The organism is Microbacterium yannicii PS01 (genome assembly GCF_000304335.1).
GTDB lineage: Bacteria > Actinomycetota > Actinomycetes > Actinomycetales > Microbacteriaceae > Microbacterium > Microbacterium yannicii_A.
The window spans coordinates 81,720-94,975 of the sequence record NZ_CAJF01000007.1 but is presented as its reverse complement, the minus strand read 5'-3'; the positions used below and the strand labels follow the sequence as shown (position 1 = coordinate 94,975).

The 13,256-nt window shown below is 66.2% G+C and carries 9 protein-coding genes; 6 read left to right on the top strand and 3 right to left on the bottom strand.

Annotated elements, in window-relative coordinates:
- The first annotated feature begins 543 nt into the window (after nt 1–543).
- The 4 genes from WYM_RS05710 to WYM_RS05685 all read left to right on the top strand — a co-directional run bounded on the left by WYM_RS05710 (nt 544) and on the right by WYM_RS05685 (nt 4,016).
- A complete protein-coding gene (locus WYM_RS05710) occupies nt 544–1,299 on the top strand; it encodes an SDR family oxidoreductase (protein ID WP_019179871.1) in 756 nt (251 codons plus the stop codon).
- A gap of 85 nt (nt 1,300–1,384) precedes the next feature.
- Nucleotides 1,385–2,599 (top strand): macrolide family glycosyltransferase, encoded by a 1,215-nt coding sequence (locus tag WYM_RS21395; protein WP_083866150.1) that lies wholly within the window; start codon nt 1,385–1,387, stop codon nt 2,597–2,599.
- Nucleotides 2,596–3,102 carry a hypothetical protein gene (locus WYM_RS05690; RefSeq protein WP_040569103.1) on the top strand — a complete coding sequence of 169 codons (507 nt, stop codon included), beginning with the start codon at nt 2,596–2,598 and terminating at the stop codon, nt 3,100–3,102. Before WYM_RS21395 ends, WYM_RS05690 begins: the two co-directional genes overlap by 4 nt.
- Nucleotides 3,099–4,016 (top strand): hypothetical protein, encoded by a 918-nt coding sequence (locus WYM_RS05685; RefSeq protein WP_019179866.1) that lies wholly within the window; start codon nt 3,099–3,101, stop codon nt 4,014–4,016. Before WYM_RS05690 ends, WYM_RS05685 begins: the two co-directional genes overlap by 4 nt.
- Before the next feature lie 74 nt (nt 4,017–4,090).
- Here the strand turns inward: WYM_RS05685 and WYM_RS05680 are convergent, their stop codons facing one another.
- From WYM_RS05680 to WYM_RS21005, 3 genes are read right to left on the bottom strand one after another with little or no spacing between them, the layout of a single operon-like run.
- A complete protein-coding gene (locus tag WYM_RS05680; RefSeq protein ID WP_019179865.1) occupies nt 4,091–5,305 on the bottom strand; it encodes a glycosyltransferase in 1,215 nt (404 codons plus the stop codon).
- Nucleotides 5,306–5,315: 10 nt separating this feature from the next.
- The gene (locus WYM_RS05675) at nt 5,316–8,030 is read right to left on the bottom strand and encodes a cation-translocating P-type ATPase (RefSeq protein WP_051008070.1); all 2,715 of its coding nucleotides are present in this window, start codon (nt 8,028–8,030) and stop codon (nt 5,316–5,318) included.
- A gap of 17 nt (nt 8,031–8,047) precedes the next feature.
- Nucleotides 8,048–9,196: a GNAT family N-acetyltransferase gene (locus WYM_RS21005; RefSeq protein WP_019179863.1), complete on the bottom strand. Its 1,149-nt coding sequence runs from the start codon at nt 9,194–9,196 to the stop codon at nt 8,048–8,050.
- Between the two features lie 254 nt (nt 9,197–9,450).
- Here WYM_RS21005 and WYM_RS05665 point away from each other — a divergent pair, with 254 nt between their 5' ends.
- A complete protein-coding gene (locus WYM_RS05665; RefSeq protein ID WP_019179862.1) occupies nt 9,451–10,209 on the top strand; it encodes an alpha/beta fold hydrolase in 759 nt (252 codons plus the stop codon).
- A 98-nt stretch (nt 10,210–10,307) separates the two neighbouring features.
- Nucleotides 10,308–13,070, top strand: coding sequence for a helix-turn-helix transcriptional regulator (locus WYM_RS05660; protein ID WP_019179861.1), 2,763 nt, complete (start codon nt 10,308–10,310; stop codon nt 13,068–13,070).
- Nucleotides 13,071–13,256: the final 186 nt, after the last annotated feature.

Here is a 13,256-nt window from a genome sequence, read left to right as displayed (position 1 = left end):
AGCTGCTGTTCTCGTCGATGCAACTTCGTCAGCTCTTTGGATAGGTCAGCGAGCCGTCGCAGTTCGGTACGCGCCAACGTCCGAGCGTGCTTACGAACAGTCGGCGGTTCTGAGGGACGCGCTAGTTGCGCGCCGGTCTGTGATGCTTCGGCGGAGGGAGTAGCTAAACCGAATGCCGCACCCGGTGGACTAGCTCTCTTGTCGACAGGCGTCTCCGCAGGAACACTCGCGACGATGTTCTGCGCCGCTACTGCTGATGAGACCGGGGCGTGGTCATATGCAGCTTTTCGCTTGGAATAGCGTCCGCGACTCATGTAACAAGGTTGACACTACATCGCAGTGTTTTCAACGGATCCAGAAGTGGCCACAGAAGGTGCCTGCGTGCATCGTCGTCATTCCTTGATCGTCCCGCCGCTCTTCCATCATCACCCTGTGTTCGTAGTCGCCCTGGGCGCCGACGCGTCGCTGGTGTCACAGATTGGCCACCCGTCTTGTCGTAGCTGGTGAGCGCATCTCCTCGCGCTCCTCAACGAAAGGCTCATCATGGCAAAGGTCGTCGTCATCGGCGGTTCGGGATTGATCGGCTCGAAGGTCGTCGCGAAGCTCACTGAGCACGGACATGAGGCGGTCGCCGCATCGCCGAACTCAGGCGTCAACACCATCACGGGCGAAGGACTCGTGGAGACACTGTCAGGCGCACAGGTCGTTGTCGATGTGTCGAACTCACCCTCGTTCGCTCCCGACGATGTGATGGACTTCTTCACGACCTCGACGCGCAACCTCATCGCCGCGGCGCGCAACGCAGGCGTCGGGCACTACGTCGCGCTGACCGTCGTAGGGACGAACCGCCCCAACGTAATCCCCTACTTCGCCGCGAAGTCGGCACAGGAGGAGTTGATCCGGGAGTCCGGCCTTCCGTATTCGATCATTCACGCAACGCAGTTCTTCGAGTTCATCGGCGGCATTGCCGGCGTTTCGGGCAATGGCGACGCCGTCCACCTGCCGGGCAACCTCGTTCAGCCGATCGCCGCCGAGGATGTTGCGACAGCGGTCGCCCGGACGGCCGTCGGCGATCCGCTCAACGCCGACATCGAGATCGCTGGACCCGAGGTCATGGGGCTCGACGAGATGGTCGGACGAGGGCTGTCCTTCCGCGGGGACGGCCGCGAGGTGGTGACAGACCCGAGCGCCGAGTACTTCGGCGCCCACATGGAGGAACGCACTCTCATGCCCGTCGGCGGTGTCCGCCAGTTCGAGACGACGCTGGAGGAGTGGCTTCCGGCGAACCCGCCGCGATGAGGTGCAGGTGACCCGGGCCTAGCGACCCGGCCATCGACATCCGCCGACGCCGCGCTGGAAGCTCAAGATCACGGAGGCACCGCCGATGAGCAACATCATGTTCATGAATGTCGCCATGCACGGGCATGTGAACCCCACTCTTCCAGTCGTGGCCGAGCTGGTTCGCCGCGGTCACTCCATTGGCTACTGGACTGCCCCGGAGTTCACGGACACGATCCGTGCGACTGGCGCACGCGTACACCTGTATCCGCGGGGCGACCCACTGGTGGCCAAGCACCCGACGCCACTGGGCATGCTCCAATCGCTTGCCGAGGCGGCTCAACGAAACGTCCCTGTCGTGCTTGGCGATATTGGACGCACTCCTCCCGACCTGATCGTTCATGGAGCGGCATGCCCATGGGGTCTCATCGCGGCGCGGAGCCTGAAGGTGCCGGCCGCTGCCACGTTCACCACGTTCGGATTCAGCACCGCGACGCCTAGCCCGACAGCACCACGTGCGATCTGGAGGGAAATCGGTGCCCATCCAAGAAGCGCCGCGCGATACTTCGCGGCACGATGGTCGCTGGACCGGCGCTACGACACGCGGGGCCTCCCCCGAGTCGACCTAGCGAATGTCGCAGAGTCGTTAAACCTGGTCTTCACGTCGAAGGAGTTTCAGCCGCATGCTGAGCATTTCGATCAGACGTACCGCTTCGTCGGAGCCAGTATCGGGGCCAGGCCAGTGGACCCGACGTTTCCCTTTGATCGCCTGCGAGCACCCGTCCTTCTCGCGTCGTTCGGCACGGTCTTCGAGACGGCCCCAGAACTACTCCGAGCAATTGCAGAGGGTTTGGCTCCGCTAGGCGGCTCCGTCGTGCTGGCGACTGGTCGCACCGATTCGCGCGCCATCGGCGCTCTTCCGGTGAACGTCATCGCGCGGCGGTTCGTCCCACAGCCCGACGTCCTCGCCCGAGCATCCGCGTTCGTCACTCATGGCGGAATGAACAGCGTGAACGAGGCGCTCCACGCCGGCGTGCCCGTGCTCGTGATCCCCCAAGGTGCGGATCAGCCAGAAGTGGCGCGTCGTGTCGTCGATGTTGGTGCCGGCCTTTCTATCGACCCCCGAAAGGCGACATCAGCCGCTGTCCAAGAACAGGCGGCGCGCCTGCTCGCCGAACCGAGCTTTCGCGCCGCGACCGCTGATCTTCAGCAAGCGCAGCTCGACGCCGGCGGACACATCCGTGCCGCAGACGAGCTAGAGGCTTATGCCGAACGAGGCCACTTTCGGGAAGACGGCGCACACACGTGGAGGCAACCGTGAGCCCCGCGGTGGTGGCGTTGCTGATCCTGGCTGGGCTATCCGAATCAGCGGGTCGCATTCTCCCGCTACTCTCGCGTCGCGCCAGCAGTTCCCGGGCCGAGATTCCCAAGCCGATCCTCTTCAGTCTGCTTCTCACCGGCGCGGCGATCGATGCCACCGTCTTCGCGCTGTGGCCGATCTGCGCGTCGCTGCTCGCACCGCTGTTCGGGGCGCCCGCCACGGGACCTGCACCCGTGAACTGGACCGTAGATCTCATCGCTCCGCTGGTGGTGGCCGCGATTATCTCGTTCCCTCTGATCGGCCCGTTCCTCCACGGCCTGCTGATATTTGGCGTGGGGCTGGGACTGCTGGATCAGCTGATCGACGCGACCGGGATGCCCTGGCCGGCTGCTGCGGGATGTATAGCCATCGCTGGCATCGGGCTGGCTGCCTTTGTCGGTCTGCTGCGGGTGCTGGTCGGACGCGTCGTGGTGGTCGGACCGAAACCGAGGGCCGCCGCATGACTCTGTTGCTGCTCGCGCTGGTCATTGGCCCCATCATTCTCGCGGAGGCCATCCTCGCTCGCTACGAAGTGATGGTTTACGCGGCCGGCTGGAGGAATCCCGCGTCACCGCTGCCCGAGGACATCCCGTATGCACGCGGCGCACCTGCCGATCGCCCGCCGAGCAGCTATGTGATTTATCTCGACGGCATCGGGAAACGCCGCCTCACCGACACGCGCGACGGCGGCCGGCTCGTGCGGGCCATTATCGACGCCGCACCCGAGATGCGGGTCCTCGGTCAGATCCAGCCCTACTCACCACTCGCGATGCCGCTGGCCGGCCGCCGAATCTGGGACTGGCTCCGTCGCCACGCCGGGATCGTTTTGTTCCTGCACAACGTCATGCAGACCTTCGTCGCCGCTGACCGGCGCTACCGACCGCTGTATAACCGGGCCGTGGGCCAGCAGATCGCGGAGCAGCTTCGCGGCGCAGGATACGTGGCAGGCAACGGCGTGCCGGTGGTCCTGCTTTCGTACAGCGGCGGAGCCCAGGTGGCCACCGGCGCCGTGTCCGAACTCTTCGCGCAGCTCAAGGCGCCGCTGATCCTGATCAACATCGGCGGCTTTCACAATGGGGCGAATGACCTCTCCGCCGCTGAGCACGTGCACGACCTGACGAGCCGATTCGACCGCATTTCGGGTGTCGGGCGATGGATGTTCCCGCCCCGCTGGCCCGTAGTCCGCATGAGCCCCTGGAATCGGGCGATCAAAGCGGGTCTGGTCAATGTCCATCAGCTGGAGCCCGCCACGCACGTCGGTCCGCGCAGCTACATCAGCGCGACCGCCAAGCTTCCGGACGGCCGAACGCACCTCGAGCGCACCACCGACGTCGTAGTCTCATTGATCCGCGCCCGCGTGGCGCCCCCGGCGCGCTGACGGATGCCGGCGAAGCCCGATCGGGCCCACGACGCTTGAGCGGCTGCTACCCGCCGTCGCGGAAATGCAGCCCCTCAGGATGTCGCCCGACGGTACACCGCGATCATCGCCGCCGTGCTCGTCGACTGCCGGAAGCGCGAGACCAACGCCGGGTCGGGCTGCGGCGCCGAGCCAGCCTTAATGTCGCGCACCGCCTGCCGGATCGTCTGGGCGAGAGCCTCGACCCTTGCGTCCTCGTCGGCGTGCTCGCTCACGAGCCAGTATCCCGCCCTCAATTCCCGGGCGATATCCGGGTCGCTGAGGATGGAGGGGATGCCGAACGAGGCGGCCTCGAACGCCGTCATCCCCTGGGTCTCGAACCCGATCGACGACTGCACGAGCGCGTCGGCATCGATCATCCGCCGAAGTGCCTGCTCATACGGCAGCGTGGCCGTGAATTGCACCCGGTCGCTGATGCCGCGGCGCACCGTCAGGCGCTGCGCCTCGGCCAACTGGACCCCGCCTCCGATCACCTCGACCTCGCAGACGACGTCGGCGTCCGCCACCGCCTCGAGGAACGGGAGCAGACGCTTCTCCGGGCTCATCCGGCCGAGCCACAGCAGCCGCGCCGGCCCCGATCGGCGACGCTCCGGCTTGGAGGCCGCCACCCGCTCGAACGCGTCATCGTCGATACCGTTCCAGATGACGTCGACCGCATCGAACACGTCGTGCTCCTCCAGCCTTCGGGCGAAGTGCCCGGAGGGGGCCGTCACCGCCCGCGCCCCGCGCGCGAGCGCGCGCAGATACGCCCACGCATCCGCCCCGGTATCCGCGGCGCCCGGCAGACCTCGCAGAGCTCGACGCCGCCAGCCGTTCAGTCCGCGCTGGAGGAGGCGGGGCGCCGGCGTGGTGGCCTCGAGCCCGGCGTCGATCCGACTGTGCATGGTGTGGACCACCGGTAGGTCACGGCGGCCCGCGAGCCGGTAGCCGAGGAAGGCGCCCCAGAACTCGCCCTGCACGTGCACGATGTCCGGCGCCGGACGGTTCAGCAGGGCCTGGTCGACGGCTCGGTCGACGCGACGGCCCGGCCAGGTGACGGAGTACTCGCGATCCGTTGTGAGGGGCAGGCCCGGCAGGTCGAGGTAGCCGGGATCGTGCGCGTTCACTCGCCGCTGAGGTCCGTACCTGCGCGGAGCGACGACTGAAACGGTGTGCCCAGCGCGCTCGAGGAATCGTCGCTGCAGCCTGACAGTCACCTGCGCCCCACCGAGGGCCTCGGCGTGCTGGTCCGCGAAGATGACGATGTGCATGATGGTGCCCTCACCGCCGCAGGCGCGCCTCGACGCGCGTCACGAGGAGCTTCTCTGCCTCGAGGAGCAGGAAGATCGTGAGGGCGAGCGCCATTGCGATGCCCCACTCGCGTCCGGCCAGAGGTGCCGTGTGGAATAGCGTCTGCATCGGCGGGGCATAGATGAACAGCAGCTGCAGAGCCACGAGGACCCCGACCGACCACCACAACGCAGGATTGCCGCGTAACGCCCGCACCGTCAGGCTCGAACTTCGCAGGAAGCGCGAGTTGAACAGGTAAGCCACCTGCCCGAGCACCAGCATGGTCACCGCGCTGGTCCGTGCCGCGTCGAGCGTCGCACCTGCAGCAGCCTCGGCAAAGTAGATGCCGATGGTGGCGGCCGTGATCAGGAGGGTCGCCCAGACGACCCTGGGGAGCAGGACCACGTCGATGATCGAGGCCTCGGGGTGTCGCGGCGGACGAGACATCACACCTGTCTCCGCCGGCTCATACGCCAGCGCCAGTGACAACGTGACCGCGGTCACAAGATTGACCCACAGGACCTGCGTGGGCTCGAGCGGCGGGGCGAAGCCGACGAGGACGGCGGTGAGAACGATCAGCGCCTGCGCGAATGTTGTCGGCAGGATGAACATAAGCGACTTCTGAATGTTGTCAAAGATGCGGCGCCCCTCGGCGACGGCGCGTTCGATGGTCGCGAAGTTGTCGTCGGCGAGCACGATGTCAGCCGCCCCTTTGGTGGCCTCGGTTCCGGTGATTCCCATCGCGATCCCCACGTCGGCGCGGGTGAGCGCAGGAGCGTCATTGACCCCGTCGCCGGTCATGGCGACAACCTGACCGCGTTCTTGCAACGCGCGGACGATGCGGATCTTGTGCTCGGGGCTGGTCCGGGCGAACACGTCGACGCCCGGAGCGACCGCAGCCAGCTCCGCGTCGGAGAGACGCTGCAGCTCGGCGCCCGTGACAACCCGTGGTGTCTCGGCCTGCGGGATGCCGAGCTCTCGACTAATCGTGGCGGCGGTCGCCGCGTGGTCGCCCGTAATCATTGTCACGCGGATGCCCGCGTCCCTGCACTGGGCGATCGCCGTGATCACCTCCCTTCGCGGTGGATCCGCGATGCCGACCACACCTAGGAAGGTCAGGCGATTCACGTCCGGCTCCGAAATCGAATCGCGGACCTCAGGTGCCGGCCGGGTCGCAGCCGCCAGAATGCGGTACCCCTCGGCTGCGAGCCCGTCGATGATCCGGTTCCAGTGGTCGAGATCGACCGGGCGCAGGTCACCGTTCGGCCCGCGCTCGGTCTGGCAACGCGCGAGGAGCCGGTCGGGTGCGCCCTTGGCGATCAGCGTCGCGGCGCCAGCGGGGTTGCGGTCCACCACGGCCATGAACTTGTTGGCTGACGCGAACGGCAGCGTCGCTATCCGCACGCCCCCTGCATCTTCGAATCCGGACTTTCGTGCCAGAACCAGCAGGCTGGCCTCGGTCGGCGTGCCGACGATGGACCACTCGCCCTGCGACTCCACCAGAGCGGAGTCATTGCATCTCGCCATCGCGGCGACAACCGCCAACATATCGTCGGCGGTCCCGCCTGGAAGACCAGTGCGCTCGTCGATGATCCGCCCGACCGGCCGGTACCCCTCGCCCTCGACGCGGTAGAGCGCCGACCGGGTCTGCACCCTGCGCACCGCCATCTCGTTGTATGTGAGCGTGCCGGTCTTGTCCGAGCAGATCGTGGTGACCTCCCCCAGTGTCTCCACTGCGGTGAGCCTGCGCGCGATGGCGTGACGCCGCGCCATCTGCTGCACCCCGAGTGCCAACGTGATGGTCACGATCGCCGGCAGGCCTTCCGGGACTGCAGCGACCGCGAAGGTGATGGCAGAGTCAAGCAGCTCCTCGGGTGAGTTCCCGTGAAGAACAAGACCCACGATCGTCATCACGGCCGCGAGCACGAGAATCAGCAGCGCGATGCGCTTGCCGAGGATGTCGAGCTGCCGGGTCAGGGGGGTTCCAAGCGGATCGATCTCGGTGATGAGGTTTTGGATCCGGCCGATCTCCGTCGCGGACCCCGTCGCGACGACGACGCCGGTGCCGGTTCCGGAATGCACGATCGTTCCGGAGAAGGCCATTCCGTCTCGGTCACCGACGACGGCATCCGCCGGGACGGCGCTAGTGTCCTTTGACCGGGCGGCCGACTCGCCGGTCAACGCGGACTCCTCGATCTCCAGATTCTCGGCTGCGAGCAGTCGGAGGTCGGCGGGCACCCGATCTCCGGGACGAAGCCGCACGATGTCTCCCGGCACCAGAGTTTCGGCTGGAACGTCCCGCCAGCCTTCGTCCCGCAATGCCGCGGCACGCACCGACAGCATCCGCTGGATTCCGGCGAGGGCGCGCTCTGCTTGGCCTTCCTGAACGAACCCGATCGCCGCAGTCGCGACCGCGACGACGAGAATCACCCAGAAGTCCAACCAGTCCCGATACACGGCCTTCACGACGGCCGATGCCAGCAGGATGTAGATGAGGATGTTGTTGAAGTGGCCAAGCAGCCTGAGCAGCGGATGGCGGGGATGCGGCTCGGGGAGGAGGTTAGGCCCTTCCCGTTCGAGGCGGACGGCGGCCTCGTCCTCAGAGAGCCCGCCAGCGGTAGAGCCGAGCTGCTCTAGTACCTGCTCGCCCGACAGCGCGTGCGCAGCCTCCGCTTCCACTACGAACGGCCGCGCTCTATGGTCCATCGTCGAACTCCGTGACCCTAGAAGTCTGACCGCTGCGGGTCTAGCAGGTCCTGGTACTCGACGTGCGTCGCGATGAACGCTTGCATGACCGGACACAGCACGGTCACGTGCGCATTCCGTTCGCGAAGGTCGTCAAGTACGTAGGCGATCAGCTCATCGGCGATCCCCCGACGTCGGAAAGCCGGCACGACGGTGGTCGTCAGCAGGACCACGCGCCCGTCCGCTTCCTGGTAGTGGACGGTCGCGATCTCGACGGTGGAGCTGGCGGCGACGTACTCGTGCCGCTCTTCTCGTCGATGTACCGCGATCTCGAAGTCGGCGTCGGTTGACGGGTCATCGACGTGGGCGGATTCGTCGGGCGAGATTGGTGCTGCGGTGTTCATCTGCTCGGTGCTCCGTTCGTTGGGGGCTTCTTGCCCGCCCCGAGGCGTCCGAGGCGAGCAAGAAGCGGCTCGACATGAAAGACCGGGCAGACCGTCGACTTGTGACAGCTCCCGTTCAGTTCGACCCGTGATCGGCGGTGGACACGCCACGAGGTCCCGTGTCAGGAGCCGTTCGAGGGCGCGGCACTCCCCCTCCCGCGCAGCGATGAGAAAGGCCGCGAGGAGGAGCCGATGATCTGCCGCGTCGACGGGTAGATCCCGCCCCGCAGCGACGCGGGCCTGCCCGCGGCGGATGAGCTGGCGCGCGTTCGGCACGCTTGTCTTCAGCAGACGGGCGATGTCGGCGTACGGGTATGCGAAGCCCTTGCGCAACAGGATGGCGACGAGCTGAGTCCGGGACAGCCGCGCCATCAGGGTCTTCAGTACTTGGGCGACGGCGTCGTTTCGCTCGACGCGCCCGGCCGGGTCCTGAGCGCCATCGACGAGATCGTCTGCGAACCACTCTGACGCGATCTCGCGTCGTTGCGCGGCGGTCTGAACGAGGTTGAGCGCAAGATGGGTCACGGTCGTCGCAAGGAAGGCCGACGGCGTCACGACCCGCGCGTGATCGGTCAACTGCCAGCGCACCCACGCCTCCTGCACGCAGTCTTCGGCCCGTGGCACATCCCCCACAATCCGCAACGCGATGCGGAACATGCGGGGCCGGTGATCGAGGAATTCGCGAAGAGCCCATCGGTGCTCGATCGCTGAACGGGAACCGGCGTCGCCGGGCTCGCCGGTCAAACAGACATCGGACGCGGTGCTGAGGGTGGCTGATGACATGGTGACCTCGGGAATGGTCGGGAGAGCGCGATGACGCCACCCTCGCTGCCCGTGGCGCTTTGTCGCGCCACGTGACCACCTGGTGAGGTACGTGGTTCTTAGCGGGGACGCGTAGGCGCTGTCGAGACACGGCGCTCGTGCGCAGAGATGGTCACACCCAGGAGCGCTGTCCGGTCTTTCCAGATGAGGAAACTCTTACCGAACAGGAGCACATCATGCTTACAGCCGCCGATCAGACCGCAGGCAGCGCCATCCAGCCCACCATCGTCCTCGTTCACGGGGCGTGGGCGGATGCGTCCAGTTGGGCCGAGGTCATCGCACGCCTTCGCCGCGACGGCTATCACGTGCGCGCCATTCCCAATGAGCTGCGGTCTCTTGCCGGCGACGCAGGTGTCGTCCGCGCATTTCTCGACAGTCATACCGGACCCGTCGTGCTCGTCGCGCACTCCTACGGCGGAGCCGTGATCACGAATGCGGCGACCGGAATTCCCGGTGTAGCAGCGCTCGTCTATGTCAACGCCTTCGTCCCCGACGAGGGCGAGTCGGCGTTCCAGCTTGCGGGAGCAGACTCGGCTCTGGCCGTCCCGGACCCGACCACGGTGTTCGACCTCGTCCCGTCGGATCTGCCTCCCACCCCCGCGAGCGACGTCTATCTCAAGGAGTCAGCCGTTTCCGGGCCGTTCGCGGCTGGGCTGAGCAGCGATGAACAAGGGCTCGTCTACGCGACCCAGCGTCCGGCGACCTTTGGGGCACTCACTGAAGCATCTGGGGCGCCGGCCTGGAAGACCATTCCGTCTAGATACGTCCTCGGACTCAAGGACCAGATCATCCCGCCCTCCGCCCAGCGCAGTATGGCCGAGCGTGCTGGAGCCGTCGTGACCGAGTACGGTGCCGGGCACCTGGGGCTGTTGTCGGACCCGCAGGTCGTCGTTCATGTCATCGAGGAAGCTGCCCGAGACATCGCCGCCGGCTGAAGGCACCCGGGGGATCGCCGTGACGGCCACGGGTCATCTTCGCGTGCACACCCGCCGCTTCCGCGCAGAGCGGTGTAGAATGCGCGCCGGGAGGCCTTGTGACTCACGGCGGTTCAGGCGTCGAACTGCTCGGCCGACAACGGGAGCGCACAGCCCTCGGCGAATTGGTTACCGCCGTCAGGGCTGGGACGAGTGCGGCCCTGATACTGCGCGGCGAGGCGGGGATCGGGAAGACGGCGCTCTTGGAGTACGCGCGCTCAGCGGCCGCCGGATGCCGCATCCTCCGAGTCGCAGGCGTGGAGTCGGAGATCGAGTTGTCCTACGCGGCGCTACACCAGCTCTGTGGTCCACTGCTCTCCGGCCTGGATAGCCTGCCGGAGCCGCAACAAGACGCGCTTGCCCGTGCATTCGGTCTGCGATCCGGCGGCGCGCCGGACCGCTTCATGGTGGGACTTGCAGTGCTCACGCTCTTCGCCGACGCAGCGGCTGAGCAATCCTTGGTGTGCCTGATCGACGACCTGCAGTGGCTGGACCAAGCCTCGGCACTGACTCTGGCATTCGTCGGTCGCCGGCTCCTGGCTGAATCTGTCCTGCTGATCTTTGCTGTCCGGGAGCCGACCGATACGAATCTCCTTGCCGGACTTCCGGGACTGTTTTTGAAGGGTCTGTCGGACGCCGCGGCTCGACGTCTGCTCGACTCGGTCGCACCTGGACGCATCGACCCGCTGGTTCGGCAACGAATCCTCTCCGAGGCAGCGGGTAACCCCTTGGCGCTGTTGGAAATGCCGCGGGGGCTGATAGCGCCGGAGCTGGCCAGCGGATTCTTGAACGTTGCGGCGCGATCGGCGCCGAGTCACGTCGAAGACGACTTTCTCCGACGTGTCCAGGCACTGCCGGAGGAGCCTCGGCGCATGCTTGTGCTCGCCGCGGCGGATCCTGTCGGGGACGTCCGCCTCTTGAGACGCGCTGCCAAAGCCAGCGGTTTCGATGTGGACCTGACGCTGTCACACGGCCACGCGGCCGACCTTATTTTTGTCGACACCCAGGTGCACTTCCGGCATCCACTGGTGCGCTCGGCGACATACCGCGCAGCTTCGTATAGCGATCGCCTCGAAGCGCACCGTGCGCTTGCTGAATCCATCGATGCCCGGGCTCACCCCGACCAGCACGCCTGGCACCTTGGGCAGGCGACCTCCGCTCCTCACGAAGCGGTAGCGCGTGAGCTGGTCCGATCGGCCGAAGTGGCACAGGCGCGCGGCGGCATCGCTGCCATGGCGGCGTTCCTGGAACGGGCTGCGACGCTGACTCCGGATCCGAAGCTTCGGTCGCAGCGGGCGCTCGATGCGGCGCAGGCGAAGCTCCTATCTGGAGCTTTTGATCAAGCCGCTGGCTTAGTTGCGCTGGCCGAGATCGACCCTCATGACGACCTCGGACGAGCTCGCGTTGACATTCTCAACGCGCAGATTGCGCTGATGCAGAATCATGGAAACGAGGCGACTCCCCTGCTGCTCTCGGCGGCGGGCCGGCTTGAGCGGGTGGATGTTTCTTTGGCCCGTCGGACGTATCTGGACGCAGTCGGGGCCGCGCTGTTCGCGTCCCATCTGGCCGATGGCCCGGGCCTTCGGGAAGTAGGTGCCGCTGCTGCCGCGGCACCCACCAGTGATGTGCCACAACTGTCCGACCGGCTTCTCGACGCGCTGAGCACCCGCCTCACCGTCGGGTATGTTGCCGCCGTGCCTCGGATGAGGGCCGTGCTGGAGGAACTCTGCGAAAACGGCCCTTCGACCCCCGAAACTCTGCGGTGGCTGCTTTTCGGGTCGGTGCTGGCTTCTGAACTGTGGGATCTGGATCAGTGGCTTGCCGTCGCGACCCGACACGTGGCCGTCGTCCGTGAAACCGGGACTCTCACCGATCTTCCCCTCGCGATCGATGCCCTCACAACGGTTCAACTCTTCGCTGGAGACCTGAAGGGCGCCGCCGCGCTCATCGAAGAGGCCAAGATCATTTGCGAAGCAATCGGCAGCCCGCAAGCTCGGCTGGGGCCACTCCTCTTAGCCGTCTTCCAGGGCCGGGAGGATGAGGCCCGCTCGCTGATCGATGAGACGCTGCCGGATGCGACGTCGCGCGGCCAAGGCGCTGCCGTCCTAGTCATCAACTGGTATCACGCCCTGCTCTGCAACAGCCTGTCGCTCTACAGCGAGGCCCTTGCCGCTGCCGAACGGGTCGTCGCGCATCCGGAAGCATTCACCGCGCCCTGGTGGGCCCTCGCCGAGATGATCGAAGCCGCGGCAAGGAGTGGGCACAACGAAATTGCCGCGCAGGCGCTTGACGCGCTGTCTGGGGCCCTACAAGCTAGCGGCACGGATTGGGCGCTTGGGGTCGAGGCCCGTTCCCGAGCTTTGCTACACACGGCGGCCGCCGCAGAAGGTTTGTATCGCAGCGCGATAGAGCACCTCTCGCGAACACGGGCCAACACTGACTTGGCACGCGCGCACCTCCTCTACGGTGAATGGCTACGCCGTGAGAACCGTCGGGTCGACGCGCGGAACGAGCTGCGCATAGCGCACCGGATGCTGGACGAACGCGGCCTTCATGCCTTTGCCGATCGTGCACGCAGAGAACTGCAAGCCACCGGCACAGTGGTGCACCCACCGAAGGAGCAGCTACCTACCACATTGACAATGCAGGAGGAGCAGATCGCCCGAATGGCAGGTGAAGGCCTCACTAATCCTGAGATCGGCGCCCGCTTGTTTCTCAGCCCTCATACGGTCGACTGGCACCTGCGCAAGGTCTTCACCAAACTCGGCATCGCATCGCGCCGCGAAATACGGGGCCTCTTGAGTGCCTCGACTTCCGTGTAACGCCGGAGTTGTCATCGATGAGAGTCAGAAGAATTGGCGCGACTACTCGGCCCCTCCTCCGCCATCATCTTCGCGTAGCTACGATTTCGAAACGACGTTCGACGAGACCCTCCATGACGGTCGCCAACGCCGAAGCGGATGGCGGTGTCCGCGAGAGCCAAATGCCGACGCTTATCCACACGACAC

Coding starts and splice junctions, on each gene's coding strand:
- WYM_RS05710 (WP_019179871.1), top strand. CDS start 544: ATGGCAAAGGTCGTCGTCATCGGCGGTTCGGGATTGATCGGCTCGAAG.
- WYM_RS21395 (WP_083866150.1), top strand. CDS start 1,385: ATGAGCAACATCATGTTCATGAATGTCGCCATGCACGGGCATGTGAAC.
- WYM_RS05685 (WP_019179866.1), top strand. CDS start 3,099: ATGACTCTGTTGCTGCTCGCGCTGGTCATTGGCCCCATCATTCTCGCG.
- WYM_RS05680 (WP_019179865.1), bottom strand. CDS start 5,305: ATGCACATCGTCATCTTCGCGGACCAGCACGCCGAGGCCCTCGGTGGG.
- WYM_RS05675 (WP_051008070.1), bottom strand. CDS start 8,030: ATGGACCATAGAGCGCGGCCGTTCGTAGTGGAAGCGGAGGCTGCGCAC.
- WYM_RS05665 (WP_019179862.1), top strand. CDS start 9,451: ATGCTTACAGCCGCCGATCAGACCGCAGGCAGCGCCATCCAGCCCACC.